Here is a 17,363-nt window from a genome sequence, read left to right as displayed (position 1 = left end):
AAGTAGAGATTCTTGCAATCTTTTTTGGCAACAATGTAAGCGCAACCTAAAAAATGTTTATTTCAGCACTCGATATCTCTTCGGATTATCCGTTATTTTATGTTCCATTTCAAAATTATTTCAGTCTGCCCTTACATATATTTCTAATGAGTTATCGTCACCTTTCTAGCTTGAAAAACATTATGCTTTTCTTTATTTAAACATCCTCAAAATGAAACAAAAAACTCCCACCAAAGTGGAAGTTTTTTCTATTTTTATTGCTCTGTTTATTATAACTTAATCTATTTGATCCAACGTAATTGATTTTACAATCTTTGCTGCGGAAAAATTAGGAGTAAAAAAATCTGGCTATCTATTAATCACCGATGGAAACATGTATACTAAAATTTAATAGAACAAAAAAGTCTAGTGGTAATAAGTCAAGATAATTTTTCAAAAGATTTTTAAAGGTAGTTAATTTTTGAAGCGCACTGAACTAAACCCGACCAAAATTAAAAATTTTTTCGGGTACTTCCAAGGATTAGCGTCAATAACATACTGTTATTTATCTATCACGCTCCTTGGTGGCATATAGAGTTGATGGTTACGTAGTAGCGTATCCACCAGACGCGTAAATTTTCTTGCGGTTAGTACGATGGCTCGTTTGTGTTTATGCTTGGGTGTTTCAGCGTATTTTTTCTTATAATACGCATGGTACTCAGGCTCGTATCTCCTTACGGAGTTGGTGGCTTCAACTAGATAATAACGGAGATAACGATTGCCTCGTTTGGCCATAGGAGTATTTTCATACTCAGAGTTACCTGATTGGTTCTGTCGCCAATATAAACCGGCATATTTAGCCAATTTGCTTTCATCTGAAAAGCGATTGATAGGGCCAATTTCAGCGAGTATACCCGCAGCATAAACAGGACCGATTCCTGGAATACTGGTTAAACATTGATATTCAGGTAGCACAACGACTAAATCGTCAATGGCTTTGTCTAAGTCTTTAATTAACTTTTCAAGACTACGAATTTCTTTGGCTAGAACACCCAAAACAATATCTACAGAGTCCTGATGGACTTTTCCTAACCGGTAGGAACTACGTATGGCTTTAGAAATTGCCTTTGCAATTCCTTCGGGATTTTTAAAACGATACTTCCCTAGTTTTTGAATTAGGTTCGCAAACTCTTCTAATGACAGTTCGGCAAGTTGGTCCATTGTGTAATCTTCCGTCATTAGAGTTACTAATGTGGCACTTAAAACGGATCCACCTTCTGCTTTTAGTTCTTTAGAAAGCGTGTTGCATTTATAATAAATGTTTTCGATAAAGTGTTGCTTTGTACGAACCAGCTGTTTAATTAGCTGATAACGCGTTCTAGTTAAGTGTTGGAGGGCAAGGTATTCTTCCTCTTTAATGATGGAGTTGACTTGCCTTTGGATGCAAAAATAGTCAGCGATATAAAAAGCATCAATTTGATCGTTTTTGTTTTCTTCAAAAATATCACGATACTTTTTAATTTTATTTGGTTGTTCAACTGAAACCATAAGGTTCAATTGATTTAACTCAAGATCTTCTTTAAAAAACATAGCTGGATGAAAGCTATATAAAGATGTGGCCTCCATTCCAATCACTAAGCTCTCTATCTCAAATTTTTGAGAAAATTCGAGAATGTATTCTTTGATCTGGCTTGCGCCAAGTTGACTATTTCCATAAGATGCTTCTTTTAAAACAGAGCAAGTTGAATCGTCTGTCATAAAGCAAGCATCTAATTTTTCAGAACTAACGTCTAAACCGACAAATAGTTTCATGTGGAAGGACCTCCTTTCATTGATTATTCGGAAATTGCTTGGGTACTGTGGGATATCCCAGAATCACGTTGTCTAACGACAGCCTCGCATAATAGAGTTTCATTCATTAAACCTCTAAGCCACCCAATCTCTACTAGGATTGGTAGAGGTCAATGGACTCAGCTAGTGTGTTGGAGGTTATACCAACGGTTCGGGTCACAGACTTTCTGTCGCAGTAAAACTGCAGAAGGTGATAGCGTCTTCCCGTAAGTCCTTTCCAAGACTTATTATTCAGGAATATCCTACAGTATCCAAGTAGTAATCGTTATTTTATTTAAACATATTAGGAATAGCCCCTAAGGGCGATTGAAGGAATGAAAGTTTCTTCAAAATATATATTACGAGAAGGTGTTAAAATGGAAAAGGAAGAAGGAGGATCATTAGCAGTAGGAATTGCCATGGGATTGATGTTTGGCTTGCTGTTCGATAACCTTGCTTTAGGTTTAGCAATTGGGGTTGCTTTGGGAGCGTCTGGGGCGTTCGCTGTTAAAAATAAAAAAGGATAATCAGTACTACGATCACTATTAAACGAAAAGCTTTTCCTGTCTAAATCCTTTCAATCGTTCGTTTTCCCAACTGTTCTTGGTTGCATTCAGAAGAAAATCAATATTTAATGCGTATTTTTATACATGATTTTTCTTTGCTACAAGCATTCTTTAGGGGGATTTTATGAAATCTACAATTGGATTAGGCAATATTCTTGCGTTTATTCTCTCTTATCAAAGATGGCACAGTGTTCTTTTGGCATTATTTCATGGTTTGTTTGGATGGTTATATGTTTTCTATTATGGCTTTTTCTACTGGGGCAGCTGAGCTCTTTACTTTGTGAGCTACAAAAACTATCGGTACATAAAAACAACGATCCTACTCACTGAACAGGATCGTTGTTTTCACTTTTATTCAAAAATTTCCTTTGCCATCGTAAAAGCACTCCAAGCTTTAGGCCAGCCGGCATAAAATGCTAAATGAGTAATCAATGCGCTAATTTCTTCTTTTGTCACGTCGTTTTCTTTGGCGATTTTTAGATGAGCTTCCAATTGCGGTGCTCCCATGGCTAAAAGCGCAGAGCACGTAATCATACTGCGATCATGAGCCGAAAGCTCTTCCTCTTTTGCCCAAACTTCACCAAATAGCACATCGTCATTTAATGCTGCAAACTGTGGGGCAAATTCTCCTAATTGTTCTCTTCCAGCTGTTTGTTTTTTCATGATATTCTCCCCTTATTTTTCCAATTTGTCGTACCATTCATCACTAACCGGCTCCAACCATTCTGGTGTCCCGGCAGTGATGGCGATGTGCTCGAACCAACTATCTTTTGCGGCGCCATGCCAATGCTTGACTCCATCATGGGTAACGATCACATCTCCAGCTTGTAAAAATTGCGGCGCTTTAGCTTCTTCCTGATACCAGCCTTCTCCACCTGTCACCAATAATAGTTGATAACCGTCATGATGAATGTGCCAGTTGTTACGGCAGCCAGGCTCAAAAGTTACATTCGCTACTCCCACGTTGATTGCTGGATCAGTAACCAACGATTGAAGATAGCTTTGTCCAATAAAATATTGTGCGTAAGCTTCATTCTTTTCTCCAATTGGAAAAATCACGCCTTGTTTTACTTCTTGATGTTTTGTCATTATAAATTCCCTCCGATTAATTAGTTTGAATAAGCCAGCAGCCAATTTTTTACCGCTATTTCTGAGCGATCAACTTTTGAACCGCGTACAGCTAAACCTGTTTTGATCTCAGCGCCAGAGCATGCCGCCTGTAAATCTTGGATACTTGAACCAAAGGCACTACCTTCATGAGTACAAAATGGATAGATCACCTTATTCTTCCACTCTTGATCCGCTAAAAAAGTCGCAATGATCTGCGGATAAGTGCCCCACCAATTAGGAAAACCCAGAAAAATGCTGTCCACTTGAGTTAAATCAATTGGCAGCTTCTCATAATCAATCCGTGTATAAGCTTGTTTCTCTTTTTCCGCTTGTTGAACCGCCTCGTCATAGCTTTCTGAATAAGCAATCTTTGGCAATAATTCATAACTCTCGATCGCCAACGCGTGACTGATTTTTTCTGCTAGGACGGCTGTATTTCCTTTAGTAATCCTTTGTTTTGTCCCATTAAGGTAGTTCTCACCAGCTCTTGAAAAATAGATAACTACGGCTGACATAAGCTCCCTCCTCGATTTTATTTTTCGTTGCATACGATTCCTCCAAGTAAGTTGTTCACTATTTCCTGTAAAAACACACATTTCGTGTCTCTATAAAACTATGGTGAGCGCAACTCGCAAAAAAGTCGTATCCTGAACATCTTCAGAATACGACGTATGCACTACTATGTCTAATACCTATAAAGTCATAGCACTATAGCTTAAAAGCATGTTTAAATCGATTGATCAATTCTTGTGCAGCTGGCGTCTGCACTCGTTTTTTCCAAACTAAGACACAATTTGTTTTTACAACAGGGTCCAAAGGAATAAAAACCGTATTTTCTAATTTTCGATCAGATATAGCCCCTTCAATCGCCAATGCCATCCCAACTTTATGATCAACTAACGGCAAAATATTGAAAATCAAATTGTAGTTGCCAACAATGTTTAATTGATCGTATGGTATTTTTGACCATTCTGTTAATAGCTTTTGAACTTCTGATCGTCCAGAACACAAGATTGGCAAACCTTTGATATCTTCCGGACGTAGAGCGTTTTTATTGGCAATAAATAGTTCCTTCGACGCTAAGAAACCCCAATTTTCCTCTCTTGGCAAACTCAGCACCTCAACATCATTTAAAACAATCGGTTCAATCAAAATAGCCATATCCAATATGCCCTTTTCCAAACGATCCGAGATATCATCACTCGTACCTGTGACCAAATTAAACCGAATTTGGGGATAATCACTAATTAACTCCTCCAGCATCATCGCCAAAGTATCCGAGTTATCGGCCTCAACACAACCAATCGTTATCGTCCCACTGAGTTGTTCCTTGCGTTGAGCCGAAAAAGCCTGCTCCAGCTTTTCATCCAACGTTAAAATTTCCTCTGCTCGCTCTTTCAAAAAAAGTCCATCCTGAGTCAAACGCAACCGATTTTTCTCACGATAAAAAAGTGGTGTACCAATAGTTTCCTCCAATTCTTTGATTTGACGACTCAAGGTTGGCTGAGTAATATTCAAAAATCGTGCTGCCCGCGAAATATTTCCTTCCTGTGCAACTGCCCAGAAATAACGTAAAAGTCTGATTTCCATAATTCGCCTCTGTTTTTTATTTTTCTTTTACTATAACAGAAATTTGTTTGTACGTTTACAAAGCTTTCACATAAAACACCGACGAAAGTTCCGTCGGTGTCGCAATTATTCTTTACTTTTCGCTTTAACAATCTCATTAACCAGTTCATCGATCGCCGGATCTTGCAAGTAATTTTTTAGAGTAACGATCTTCATTTGTGGATGAGCTTTTCGTGTACGCTCTTCCAAGTCTTGATGAACAACCACCATATCACTATCCTTTGGCACATCCTCAATCCGATAATTCTTTACTTCAATATCCGTGATGCCGGCTTTTTGCAGTTTCTTCTTGAAGGTCGTGGCGCCCATCGCACTGCTGCCCATTCCAGCGTCACAGGCAAAGGAAACTTTACTGATGTTTGCTAAGTGCGTACTTTCTGTTTTAGCATTTTCGCCATTCAATAATTCTTTTCCTTCTGATTTCATAGTTTTAGATTTTTGCACAGACTCTTCGAAACTTTCATCATCATCTGGAGTTTTATCTGCTTTCAAGATTACAGAGGTTACTAAAAAGGAGACAGCTGTTGCAATAACGACTCCAGCGATTACTCCAAAAAAGTTCCCTTTAGAAGTTAAGGCTAGGTAAGAAAAGATCGAACCAGGACTCGGACCAGCAACTAATCCTATGTTAAGTAATTGGAATGTCAGTGTCCCAGCCATTCCTCCAGCAATCATCGCTAAAATAGTAATCGGTTTCATCAATACGTATGGAAAATACATCTCATGAATCCCGCCTAAGAAGTGAATAATGATTGCTCCCGGAGCGGTCCGTTTTGCCACTTTTTTTCCAAAGAAGGAATACGCAAGCAATAAGCCCAATCCAGGTCCAGGATTTGATGCCACCATGAAGTAGATGGATTTTCCGGCTTCTAACGTTTGCTGCATCCCTAATGGATAGTACACCCCTTGATCAATCACATTATTTAAGAAAAGGACTTTTGCAGGTTCGTTTATCAAAGACAGCAACGGCAAGAATCCAGTTGAAACTAAAGCTTCAATCGCATTCGTTACGAATTGATTCGCTGATTGAATCGTTGGGCCAACTACTACATAAGACAAGCACATCAATACAAAGCCGATAATCCCGATCGAAAAATTGTTAACGACCATTTCAAACCCAGCTGGGATTTTGCCATCTAAAAAGTTGTCAGTCATTTTCATTACCCAACCACCAAATGGTCCCATGATCATGGCCCCCATAAACATAGGAATATCTGCACCAATGATCAAACCAATCGTTCCAATTGTTCCTAATACAGCACCGCGCTGTCCGCCAATCATGCGACCGCCGGTATATGCTAACAATAATGGCAATAAGTAACTGACTGTTGGGCCGACCAGCTCATTTAACGATTCATTTGGAAACCACCCTGTTGGAATAAATAAGGCCGTCGCGATCCCCCAAGCGATGAACGCGCCAATGTTTGGCAACACCATATTCGTCAAGAATCCGCCGAACGCCTGAACTCTGGCACGCATTGATACTTGTTTTCCTTCATTCGTTACATCCATATCTTTCACTCCTTTTTCATATTAAGGAATTGATTTTTCCCATGAAAAATCAGTTCTATTTTCAAGCCGTATACCATTTCTCTACACCCGCTAAAGCGTGAAGAGAAACTGGCATCCTTTTTCATATTAAGGAATTGATTTTTCCCATGAAAAATCAGTTCTATTTTCAAGCCGTATACCATTTCTCTACACCCGCTAAAGCGTGAAGAGAAACTGGCATCCTTTTTCATATTAAGGAATTGATTTTTCCTATGAAAAATCAATTCTCTTTTCAAGTCGTATACCATTTCTCTAATTACGCTGAAGTACCGAGAGAAATTGGTATCCTTTACTCTTTGACTAAATCCAACAGCTCTTCTTCCGTTTTAACATCAAATAATTTTTGGTACCGATCCTCATCACTCAACAGCTCACCAAGATTCGCAATTAAATCCAAATGACCATCTGGCGAATCCGAAGAAAGCGTAAAAAATATCTTGACTGGTTCTTCGCCTGGAAACATAACGGGTTCCTTCACACGGAGAAACGTCAGTCCGACACCTTTGCTTCCATATTCTGGACGAGCATGGGGCATCGCAACCTGTGGCAAAAGAATAATATAATTGCCATTTTCCAACACGTTTTGAATGATCGCCTCAACATAAGCTTTTTCCACGATACCATTGTTCACAAGAGGCTCCGCCCCCATTCGAATCGCCTCCTGCCAAGATTCGATGGTGTCGATAAACATCGTATTCCCTGTTAATTGTTCTTTTAACATATGACCCTCCTATCCCATTGAATCGTAAGCAGCAACTACTTCTTCCAGTAATTTCCCATCTAAATGAGAGATTTTTTTGATCGTTGCTTTTAAATCTTTTTCTTCAATCAATGCATGTATTTTCTCCGCCTCGGAATCATTTGAATGGTGATAATGATACCCCGCCGCAATCACTTTCACTCCTGTTTCATAGGGCAACCCCAGTGCCTCAAGCTTTACGACAGGAGCGACTAAGCGATCATTCGGTCCTAATTTTCTAATAGGCGAACCGCCTACACGGGTAATCTCATCAGACAATTTTTGATTTCCCTGCCGCTTAAGTGCCTTTTCAATAAAGCGCTGCAACTCGGCCGAATCAAATCGATATTTCTGGACAAAATAGGCGCTATTCTCAGCTAAAAATTGATTCACTACTTTCACTATCTCCGCGTCTCGGATCGCCTCTTGAATCGTTTGATATCCATGTAAGTCTCCTAAATAGGCAATGGCTGCATGAGCAGCGTTGACGATGTACAGCTTGCGTTCAATATAAGGCTGCATGTCATCAATCAAAACCACGTGCTTCATTTCAAATGGTGTTGCAGGGTCTAGCTGCTTGCGATTAATCACCCATTCATAATAAGGTTCAACGACTGCGACAGCTTTGCCCTCAACAACTTTACCAAGTGATTGCCGATCAATCGCTGTATTGGCAAAATAAGCATAGTCATCATAAACGGCTGCCTCTTGTTGAGAAAGAGTCTTATAGACCGCTTCTTTTAAGATATTACTGGCATTGATAGCATTCTCGTTCGCCAAAATATTGATACTGCGCTTTTGTTTGAAGCGTTCACTCAAACCCTTGGCAATCGTCGGTGCGATTTTTACTAAGTTATTCGCACCGACAGAGGTGGTCAAGATGTCCGCTTCTTTGATAGCTGTGATGACTTTTTCTGTCTCGGTCAGACTATTCAAAGCGCTGATTCGATCAACAAAAACAGTAGTCTCCTGTTCGTCCATGATATCAATTCTATAGCCGCCATCCTGATTTAATTGACTGATCAATTCAGCATTTGTATCAACGAAACAAATCTCAAAACCATTTTGATGTAAGAGCTGCCCAATAAATCCGCGTCCAATATTGCCCGCGCCAAAATGTACTGCTTTCATTTTCTTCACCTACTCCAGATTGGCATGATACTGCCATAGACTATGCATATCAATATTCTTTTCCTCCACCATCATCAAAGCGATACTATCACCTAATAATAGTAGAGATTGTTCAAAAAGACTCGTCATCGGCTGAACCGATGGAACTTCTCCTGGCAAAGCCAACTTCGTTTGAACAGGGATTCTAACAAAAATATCCGTATACTCCTTCATTGAACTATTGGCATTTGATCCAATGTGGGCCACTGTCGCGCCAAAACTCTTGGCCTTTTTGGCGATTGCTAATGGAAACGAGCTTTCTCCACTGCCAGATCCTACAATCAATAAATCCCTTTCTGTGATGGCAGGTTCAGTAATTTGTCCGACTACTACTGTTTGAACACCTAGATGAGCTAAACGTTTTGCAATCCCTTCTAATGAAAGAAGTACACGACCGACGCCTACAAAGAATACTCGCTCCGCTGTTTCAATTGCCTCTACAAGTTGCTCTACCTCCTCTGGGGCAATATTGTCTAAAGTCGCAGAGATTTCCTTTGTAATCTTTTGTTCTACACTTTTAAATCCCACTAGTTTTCCCTCCTACTTCACCAACACCGCTTTATTTATCGCATCTGTCAATAATTCCCGATTTTTCGTTAGTGTATTTTCTGCAATGAATAGGCTTGTACTTCCTAGCACTAAGTTTGTCGCACCTGCGGTCAATAAATCTGGGATTGTCGCTAAGGAGACACGGCCGTCCACTTGAATATCAAGCGTTAATCCTTGTTCGTCAACTAGCTTACGCAGGTCAGTAATTTTTTTCAGTGCGTAAGGAATCTGCTTCTCGGCTTTGTTGGTGGCAAATCCTGGATTGATCAGCATCAAGCATACCCGATCAATTTCTGGCAAGACATACTCTAAAACATTCAAGGGTGTCGCCGGATTCAGCGCAATCCCGACTGTTGTTCCGGCATGCTTAATTAATTGAATATACCGATCAACATGCAAGCTAGTCTCGTGATGAAAGGTAATTCCTTCAACACCGATCTTCAGCATCTCGCCAATAAAAAATTCATTGTCATTCGACATGATATGCACATCAAAATTCATCGAAGTGATTTCCCGCATCCGTTTAATCGTTTCAATTCCTAATGGCATGCTTGGACTGAACGTTCCGTCAATAACATCGATATGCAACGTATCCATTCCTATTTCTTCTAATTCATTGATACTCTTTTCCAAATTCACCAAATCTCCGCACATGATTGACGGCGACAAAATAATCCTGCTTTCCATAAGCTTCCTCCTGCTGTTAATACATCGATTTCTCCGGAAAAATCAATGTGATTCGAATGCCGTACATCCTTCGTTTACACCCTCATTGTAATCGCTTAACAAATACAAATCAATACAAACATGCACATTTTTTCTTTTTATTTGCGTGTTTATGCCTGTATATTCGATTAAACTCATCTGTAATTGACACAAAAACGCATTCATGGCATCATTAACTGGAAGAAACAAGAAGGAGTGCGCACTATGTTGAAGGAAGAACGTCATCAAAAAATCGTTGATCTGCTAAATATTGAACAAAAAGTCATCGCTAGCGACTTAAGTCATCGTTTTAATGTATCTGAAGATACGATTCGTCGAGATTTGAAGGAGTTGGATGGTCAAGGACTCTTGAAGCGAGTTCACAGCGGGGCTCTTCGAGTAGGACCGCCGATTACAGATTTTTCTTATCGAGAAAATGAGCATAATGAACGAAAAAAGGCTCTCGCTCGCAAGGCCTTGCCTTTTATCAAAGAAGATTCAGTGATTATTATCGATGGAAGCACCACAAATTTAGCACTTGTAAAGGAAATTCCAGTTGATTTTCGTGCAACGATTATTACAAATAGTCCAGCAATTTCTGTTGAACTCGCGCAACGAGCGAACATTGAGGTGATTAACATTGGAGGAATCTTTTATAAGCAATCCATGATTAACCTTGGTGTGGAAACCTACAAATCGTTGCAAAAGGTTCGAGCTGATCTTTATATCATGGGAATTTACAATATTGATATTGAAGCAGGCACCAGTGTACCAACTGTACAGGAAGCGGAAATAAAAGCACAAATGACACAAGTTTCTACAGAAGTTTTGGGTATGATCACAAATGATAAGTTCGGCACGATCAGTAACGCGATCGTTGGCCCCGTCGATGATTTGAGTTTCCTGATTTCAGAGGATATTCCTGATAAAGTACGGAAGGAATATAGTAAGAAGAAGTTGCTTTTGATTGACTAGCTTGTATACAAATTAAAACCATTGAATCAGAAAGCTGCCTGTAGCTTCTGATTCAATGGTTTTTTTACTAATAACTATTTAAGTTTTTGCGATAGCTAACCTTTTGCCGACACAGTGTCATTTGAATGGGAAAATATTTCTTGCTCACATTTCTGGATCATCTGATCGTAATTGTCCAGCTTTGTTTCTAAGCGGGCGACGGTAGCATTGATCAGCTGCTGCTTTTCTAGTAGTTTCTGGTATTCCTCGATTAAAATTTTCTTGCGTTCAACTAACGTGGCATTTCCCAGCTGATATAATTCGGAGTATTTTGCTAAGGAATCAATTGAAAGCCCAGAATCTCGCATACATTTGATAAATTCGACCCAGTTTAGGTCCTCTTCTTGAAAATCACGGATTCCAGAGACATTTCTGGTAATCGGAGGAATTAATCCCTCTTTTTCATAATAGCGGATTGTTGCTGGAGTCATTTTAAATTTTGCTGCAGCCTCTGATATGTTCATTTTCTCCACTCCTTTAGTTTGCCAACACATTTAAATCTTAACAGGCTTTGCTCCTATTTTAAACCAGAAACTTCAAATAGTTACCATCGATTTACGGAGCCAACCATTCTTTCACAAGACTGGCCGTTTGACTCCTATCCGAAGAGGTAATGCCTAATCCTTCACTAAGCGTTGATTGATCCAGTAATTCTCTGTAACGTTCCATAGATTCATTAATAGAACTGCTGCCACTGGTAAAGAAAGGATAAACTCTCTTTCCCGCTAACCCATTTTCACTGATCCATTTTTCTACTGGTAAGGCTGGTTCGCCAAACCAGATCGGTGTACCAAGAAAAATACTGTCATAATCAGATAAATCAACGTCTTGTTTTACAATGGTTGGTAATTCTCCCGCTTCCCTTTGAGCTTCCACCACATCTAAAACCTCATCATAAACCTCTGGATATGGTTCAACCGTTTCAATTCGCATTAGTTCGCCATTCACTTGTTTTTGAATTTCCTCAGCTACAGCTTTTGTGTTTTCAGTCAATGAATAATACACGATCAGTGATTTCCCTAGATCTTTGGTTTCCTGATTCTGGTTGGGTTCGATGCTTTCAGATGACTGAACAGCAGACTCACTGGTGTTCACCTCATCCGTATCCGTCGCATTCGATCCGCATGCACCAAGAAATAAGACAACTGGTAATAACCAAAACAACTTTTTCATAACGCCTACCTCCATTTGCTTTAGTTCTAGCATATCGGCTAAAGTGCACTTTAAGTCAAGAGACTTTTAAAAAAATGCATCAAAAAACGACACAGTTTCGCGCGATCTCTTAAGATTTAGTCATGACCAACCACTTTATGCGGAACATACGGCTCTTCTAGATACAAAACATCTTCTGCTGTCAATTTGAAATCGACGGCTCCTACTGCTGTTTCGATGTGGCTCATTTTTGTTGCGCCTACGACTGGGGCAACGACTGGATCTTTTTGAAGCAGCCAACCTAATGCAATATTTACACGATTCGTTTCATATCGTTGGGCTAATTTCGCCACACGATCAATAATCAGCTGATCCTTATCTGCCGTTTCATCATATTTGGCTTTTTGTGCCACATCGGTACTACTTCGCTTGGTTGCTTCAGAGCGATCACGGATCAACCGGCCAGATGCCATTGGGCTATAAGGTGTTAAGGCAATATTTTCAGATTGACAATAGGGAATCATCTCTCGTTCTTCTTCGCGATAAATCAGATTCAAATGATTTTGCATCGAGACAAATTTTGTCCAACCATTTTTTTCAGCGATCGCATTGGCTTTTTGAAATTGATAAGCATACATCGCTGAAGCACCAATATAGCGAGCTTTTCCTGATTTCACCACATCATGCAGCGCCTCCATTGTTTCTTCAATCGGTGTATCATAATCCCAACGATGAATGATATAAAGGTCCACATAATCGGTCCGCAAGCGTTTCAGACTTTGATCGATCTGCGACATAATTGCTTTTCGCGACAACCCTTGGCCGTTCGGTCCGTCAAACATTTTCTGATGAACCTTCGTTGCCAAAACGATCTCATCTCTATTTGCATAATCCTTCAGCGCTTTTCCTAAAATTTCTTCACTGCGGCCCAAGGAATAGACATTGGCTGTGTCAAAGAAATTGATCCCCAGTTCGAGCGCCTTTTTGATCAAGGGGCGACTGTCTTCTTCCTCCAAGACCCAGTTATGAATCCAATTTCTAGGATCACCAAAACTCATAGAGCCTAGACAAATTCTTGAGACATCTAATCCTGTATTTCCTAATTTTTTATATTCCATCTTTTTCACACCTTTCTTCTACTTTATTAGTTTACTTGTTAAAGTGCACTTTAAGGCAAGCTTTTTTTCTTATCATACAAAGATCTTTCAGACATTAAGAAAAAACGGCGCGGACTTTGTAAACGAAAAGTCCACGCCGTTTTTACTTTATTTTATCTAGTTTACTCCACGCCGCTTTAACAAACTTGTTAAACAAAAGACGAACCACTTACTTCTAGATTATTGAAGACAATCAAATGAATACATCCCACCCTGATAAAGTTGAGAAAACGTATCAATCACATAAGTTGGTTCCAAGGAGAACAGCTTATCCTGACAAAACCACTTCACTATCGCACAATCAACTCCCGCACGACTAGCTGATAAAATATCTCCATCCGAATCACCAAAATAGATTGCATTTGCTGGCAAAACATCCAGTTCGGCTAAAACCTTTACGATTCCTTCTGGATCAGGCTTTGGGTGATCAACATCATCGCCAGTCACCACATAATCAAACATGTTTTCCATCTGCAATGCACGAGCGGAATAGGCAAATGTATCTCGCCCTTTTCCGGTACAAATCGCCAACTTTTTTCCTTTGTCTTGTAAATGTAGTAAATAGTCTACTACTTCGAAATTTTCCTTTACTAGCCGTGGATGCTTCGCTTCATAATTTTCAAGGAAGGTTTGAATGATTTCATCAATCCTTTCATGTGTGCCGAATCTTTTTGAGATCAATTTTAGCTCATTCGGTCCAAACCAGCTTTCGATTTCCGTTTTATCTGCTTTTTCAAGATCAAATTTGGTAAAAATTGTCTCAAAACAATCAAAATAAACTGGTAATGTATCTGCTAAGGTCCCATCAAAGTCAAAAATGAACACATCGTATCGATCTGCTAGCTCCATCCTCTTCTCTCCTTAAACTACTTAATAGAAGAAAAAACAGAACGAGAAAAACGACTGATTTTCTCGTTCTGTTTTGACCTCAATATCTAAAACTCAGCAAGAATGCTCTTCGTTTTACTGATACCTACCCTAGAGGCTCCTGCCTCAATGGCATCTAGGCAATCCTGCAAGTTGTTCAACCCTCCAGCTGCCTTGACTTTAACCTGATCTGAGACTGTCGCACGCATAAGTCTTAAGTCTTCCACTGTAGAGCCAGATGGTGCGAAGCCGGTTGAAGTTTTCACATATGCCGCTCCCGCCGCTTCCACTAGTTCCGAACCTTTTTTGATTTCTTCCTTTGTTAAATAAGCATCCTCAAGTATAACCTTTACAATTGCCGGACTAGCAGCTACAACGGCTTCGATGTCTGCTTGAACTTTATCATATTCTCCATTTCGCAAGGCGCCGATATCGATCACCATATCCATTTCTACTGCTCCATTGGTATACGCATCTTTTGTCTCAGCTACTTTTTCAAACGTGGTGTGTGCTCCTGACGGGAATCCGATAACCGTACCGATCTTGACATCTGAACCAGCTAAATATTCCCGTGCATACTCTAAATTATTCGGATTGATACAAACGGAAGCACAACCAACTTCCTTCGCAAATTTCAATCCCTCAATGATTTCTTCTTTCGTCAAATGTGGTTTCAAAAGTGAGTGGTCCACGTATTTTACAAATTCCTCTTTGGTCATTTTCATCGTCATAGCTAAATTCCCTTCCTTTTTCATTTTTCTATGGAACCTTATGGCCCTTCACAGCAGTCCAGATCATGTACCATTGTTCAGGCGTTAACTTATAGTTCAATGCATTTACTGGTTTTTCAACAAACTTTATTTCACCAGAACCAGTGATCGGAATCATTCCTACTGGATGTGACAGCAGCCAAGCAAAAGCAATCTCATCAATCGAAGTTGCCCCCACTTCTTCCCGAATGATCTCAAGAACCTTACGCAATTCAATCACTGTAGCCTCATCGCTGGTAAAAATCCGTCCACCGGTCAATGGCGACCAGATCATCGGATGAATTTTGAACTCTTGGCATAGATCAATTGTGCCGTTCTCGAAGTTTTCCATGCTCAACGTTGATAGTTCAATCTGATTCGTAACTAAGGGTTGGTCGCAATAGCTTTGTAGCATTCTAAATTGATGCGGCAAATAATTGGAAACACCAAAGGCTTTCACTTTGCCTTGTTGATAGAGATCATTAAAAGCATCCGCAATCACAGCCGGATCACAAAACCAATCCGGTCTATGTAGCAGCAAGACATCAATCGCCTCGATCTGCATTTTCGCTAGTGATTTTTCAACCTGACCAATAATGTATTGCTTGGATGTATCGTAATACTTCACTCTAGCAGTTTCTGAGGGATAAACGATGCCGCATTTCGTCACGATCTTCATTTTTTTCTTAAGATCATCACGACCAGTCAGCATTTCCCCAAAAGCTTCTTCTACCGTATAGTCACCATAAATATCTGCATGATCAATCGTTGTGACCCCTAACTCTAAGACTTCCTCAATGAATCTGGTAAATTCATTCTTCGTCAACTTCCAATCAAGAAACCGCCAAAATCCTAAGGCAACCCGAGATAATTCAACTTCTTCAGTCAATTTTACGAATTCCATAATTTAGCTCCAATCGTCAATTTTGTTCATATGCACACAACTTAATCATTTGCTCAAAACCATCATATGTAGTTTTCTCATTTTTGTCAAGCGCTTTCATAAAACTTTCTCTCAAGCAAGCAAAAAAAAGTGTTTTGAGACACCAAAAAAACAGGAATCAAAATGACTCCTGCGTTTTTTTACTGCATTAAGTATTCAGCTGTCTCATGATCTGTGATCAAAGTATCCACAAAGCCTGCTTGAACCGCCACTTTAATTGATTCATGCTTATCAGTTCCGCCAGCTAGACAGATTTTTTCGGGTATAGCTTTTAAATCCTGTTCAGTGATGCCAATGCTTCGATCCGTGAGATTTTTCAGAATCAATTCTCCCTGACTATTTAAGAAGGCAATTGAAATAATATCGCAAATCGCCCCACCTTCCTTAATATCCATCAGATCTCTATCTGAAAAATAACCAGCTCGATGAATCGAACTCTCACTAAATGCAGGATTCCCTAAACTAAAGACGGCTTTATTGGCTTTCCGGCTTGCGGCTAACACCTCTTGAACATAAGAATCCTTCACTAAGCTAGTCTTATCCTCTTGTGAATCCACAAAGGCTGGCGCTAATAAAGAAAGCGAAGTCCCATTGAATCTCTTCGAAAGATCTGACGCAATCGTGTTCGCATGAAGATTCAGTTCACTTTTACCATGCCCTCCGATGATTGGCGAAAACTGGACTTTCTTTTTAAAATCTCCCTCACAGTAAGCCACCATTGAACGCATGGTGGTGCCCCAGCCGATAGCAACCTGATCCCCAGTGCGCAGAGAATTATTCAAATAAAAAGCAGCGGCACTAGCGATCTCATTTTTCGTATCATCAGTGACACCAGAAACGACAATGACATTGCGCAAGTGGTACTTCTCTTCTATTTCTCGTTCTAAATCAACAAATATATTCCCAAAATCAATGGAAATCTTCACAATTCCCCGATCCTTTGATTTTTGCAATAAGCGGGAAACCTTCATTCGAGAAATCCCCAACGTGTTGGCTATTTGCTGCTGAGTTAATTCGCGATTATAATACATATCCGCAATTTTAATAAGCTGATGCTTTTCATTATCCAAAAAAAATCACCTGTTTCTTTGATTCAATCAAGAAATTATAACATGATTATGATTACCTTGTCACGATAAGGAAAATGGGCTAAGAAGTTGACTATTCTTCGCCCATTCCTTAATTAACCATTAATTTGTGCGTTTAGTCGCAACTGAATATCCCTTTTATTCATCATTTCTAATAACGAGTCCATCAGTTCCGGATCCGCAAAGGTTGCGATCATATTACTTAAGATCACCACCTGTTTTTTCTTTTCCGCGATTCCTAGAATGAACACAAATTTTGCCAGGACTTCTTGCCCGGGAATTCCCATATGCTCAAAAGCAACCTCATTACGAAGTCTAATAAAGGCAATAAAGCTTTTTTTCACATGTTCTGCGTCTGTGTGAGGAATCGCAACAGCCACTGGTTCCGTCTGCAAGCCGGTGGAAAAAACTTTTTCCCTAGCCATAACAGCTTCTTGAAAACTTTCTTTGACCCATCCGCCTGCTAATAATTTTGGACAGATGAATGCAAAAAGCTCGTCGCTGGTTTTAAACTGTTCATCTAAAAAAATCAGTTTTTCAAAAAAGAGGGTTTTGCCCATACTGC

20 protein-coding genes are annotated in these 17,363 nt (G+C 39.7%); 2 read left to right on the top strand and 18 right to left on the bottom strand.

Annotation, left to right across the window (positions count from 1 at the left end):
- Window positions 1-540: 540 nt before the first annotated feature.
- Window positions 541-1,791 carry an IS110 family RNA-guided transposase gene (locus AUF14_RS19205; protein ID WP_102866504.1) on the bottom strand — a complete coding sequence of 417 codons (1,251 nt, stop codon included), beginning with the start codon at window positions 1,789-1,791 and terminating at the stop codon, window positions 541-543.
- A gap of 395 nt (window positions 1,792-2,186) precedes the next feature.
- Between AUF14_RS19205 and AUF14_RS22620 the strand changes: the two genes are divergently transcribed.
- Window positions 2,187-2,336: a hypothetical protein gene (locus tag AUF14_RS22620; RefSeq protein ID WP_016178569.1), complete on the top strand. Its 150-nt coding sequence runs from the start codon at window positions 2,187-2,189 to the stop codon at window positions 2,334-2,336.
- 390 nt (window positions 2,337-2,726) lie between these two features.
- Here AUF14_RS22620 and AUF14_RS19200 read toward each other — a convergent pair whose 3' ends face one another.
- The 9 genes from AUF14_RS19200 to AUF14_RS19155 form a co-directional block, all read right to left on the bottom strand.
- Window positions 2,727-3,038, bottom strand: a complete 312-nt coding sequence (locus AUF14_RS19200; RefSeq protein WP_070503933.1) for a carboxymuconolactone decarboxylase family protein — start codon at window positions 3,036-3,038, stop codon at window positions 2,727-2,729.
- A gap of 12 nt (window positions 3,039-3,050) precedes the next feature.
- Window positions 3,051-3,464 carry a cupin domain-containing protein gene (locus AUF14_RS19195; RefSeq protein WP_070503930.1) on the bottom strand — a complete coding sequence of 138 codons (414 nt, stop codon included), beginning with the start codon at window positions 3,462-3,464 and terminating at the stop codon, window positions 3,051-3,053.
- A 20-nt stretch (window positions 3,465-3,484) separates the two neighbouring features.
- Window positions 3,485-4,000: a flavodoxin gene (locus tag AUF14_RS19190; protein WP_070503927.1), complete on the bottom strand. Its 516-nt coding sequence runs from the start codon at window positions 3,998-4,000 to the stop codon at window positions 3,485-3,487.
- 193 nt (window positions 4,001-4,193) lie between these two features.
- Window positions 4,194-5,075 (bottom strand): LysR family transcriptional regulator, encoded by an 882-nt coding sequence (locus AUF14_RS19185; RefSeq protein WP_102866503.1) that lies wholly within the window; start codon window positions 5,073-5,075, stop codon window positions 4,194-4,196.
- A gap of 105 nt (window positions 5,076-5,180) precedes the next feature.
- Window positions 5,181-6,626, bottom strand: a complete 1,446-nt coding sequence (locus tag AUF14_RS19180; RefSeq protein WP_102866502.1) for a PTS mannitol transporter subunit IICB — start codon at window positions 6,624-6,626, stop codon at window positions 5,181-5,183.
- Window positions 6,627-6,954: 328 nt separating this feature from the next.
- Entirely contained in the window at window positions 6,955-7,386 is a 432-nt protein-coding gene (locus AUF14_RS19170) for a PTS sugar transporter subunit IIA (RefSeq protein WP_016178576.1), read from the bottom strand.
- 9 nt (window positions 7,387-7,395) lie between these two features.
- Window positions 7,396-8,535 (bottom strand): mannitol-1-phosphate 5-dehydrogenase, encoded by a 1,140-nt coding sequence (locus AUF14_RS19165; RefSeq protein ID WP_102866500.1) that lies wholly within the window; start codon window positions 8,533-8,535, stop codon window positions 7,396-7,398.
- A gap of 9 nt (window positions 8,536-8,544) precedes the next feature.
- Complete coding sequence (hxlB, locus tag AUF14_RS19160; protein WP_070503915.1) at window positions 8,545-9,102, bottom strand: 6-phospho-3-hexuloisomerase; 558 nt, start codon at window positions 9,100-9,102, stop codon at window positions 8,545-8,547.
- A 12-nt stretch (window positions 9,103-9,114) separates the two neighbouring features.
- Window positions 9,115-9,810, bottom strand: a complete 696-nt coding sequence (locus AUF14_RS19155) for a ribulose-phosphate 3-epimerase (protein WP_102866499.1) — start codon at window positions 9,808-9,810, stop codon at window positions 9,115-9,117.
- 243 nt (window positions 9,811-10,053) lie between these two features.
- Between AUF14_RS19155 and AUF14_RS19150 the strand changes: the two genes are divergently transcribed.
- Window positions 10,054-10,803, top strand: coding sequence for a DeoR/GlpR family DNA-binding transcription regulator (locus AUF14_RS19150; protein ID WP_070503909.1), 750 nt, complete (start codon window positions 10,054-10,056; stop codon window positions 10,801-10,803).
- A gap of 95 nt (window positions 10,804-10,898) precedes the next feature.
- Here AUF14_RS19150 and AUF14_RS19145 read toward each other — a convergent pair whose 3' ends face one another.
- From AUF14_RS19145 to AUF14_RS19110, 8 genes are all read right to left on the bottom strand, one after another.
- Entirely contained in the window at window positions 10,899-11,306 is a 408-nt protein-coding gene (locus AUF14_RS19145; RefSeq protein WP_070503906.1) for a MerR family transcriptional regulator, read from the bottom strand.
- A 91-nt stretch (window positions 11,307-11,397) separates the two neighbouring features.
- Window positions 11,398-12,015, bottom strand: coding sequence for a flavodoxin (locus tag AUF14_RS19140; protein WP_070503903.1), 618 nt, complete (start codon window positions 12,013-12,015; stop codon window positions 11,398-11,400).
- A 116-nt stretch (window positions 12,016-12,131) separates the two neighbouring features.
- The gene (locus AUF14_RS19135) at window positions 12,132-13,112 is read right to left on the bottom strand and encodes an aldo/keto reductase (protein WP_070503900.1); all 981 of its coding nucleotides are present in this window, start codon (window positions 13,110-13,112) and stop codon (window positions 12,132-12,134) included.
- A gap of 219 nt (window positions 13,113-13,331) precedes the next feature.
- Window positions 13,332-14,000, bottom strand: coding sequence for an HAD family hydrolase (locus AUF14_RS19130; protein WP_070503898.1), 669 nt, complete (start codon window positions 13,998-14,000; stop codon window positions 13,332-13,334).
- Between the two features lie 86 nt (window positions 14,001-14,086).
- A complete protein-coding gene (gene deoC / locus AUF14_RS19125; RefSeq protein ID WP_227656400.1) occupies window positions 14,087-14,773 on the bottom strand; it encodes a deoxyribose-phosphate aldolase in 687 nt (228 codons plus the stop codon).
- Window positions 14,774-14,777: 4 nt separating this feature from the next.
- Entirely contained in the window at window positions 14,778-15,671 is an 894-nt protein-coding gene (locus AUF14_RS19120; RefSeq protein ID WP_070503895.1) for an aldo/keto reductase, read from the bottom strand.
- Window positions 15,672-15,850: 179 nt separating this feature from the next.
- The gene (locus tag AUF14_RS19115; protein WP_070503893.1) at window positions 15,851-16,780 is read right to left on the bottom strand and encodes a sugar-binding transcriptional regulator; all 930 of its coding nucleotides are present in this window, start codon (window positions 16,778-16,780) and stop codon (window positions 15,851-15,853) included.
- A gap of 113 nt (window positions 16,781-16,893) precedes the next feature.
- Window positions 16,894-17,358, bottom strand: a complete 465-nt coding sequence (locus tag AUF14_RS19110; RefSeq protein WP_070503890.1) for a PTS sugar transporter subunit IIA — start codon at window positions 17,356-17,358, stop codon at window positions 16,894-16,896.
- Window positions 17,359-17,363: the final 5 nt, after the last annotated feature.

Origin of the sequence: Enterococcus avium (assembly GCF_002891025.1) — a bacterium.
GTDB lineage: Bacteria > Bacillota > Bacilli > Lactobacillales > Enterococcaceae > Enterococcus_A > Enterococcus_A avium.
The sequence above is the reverse complement of the archived record's forward strand: the minus strand, read 5'-3'. Positions and strand labels throughout refer to the sequence as shown.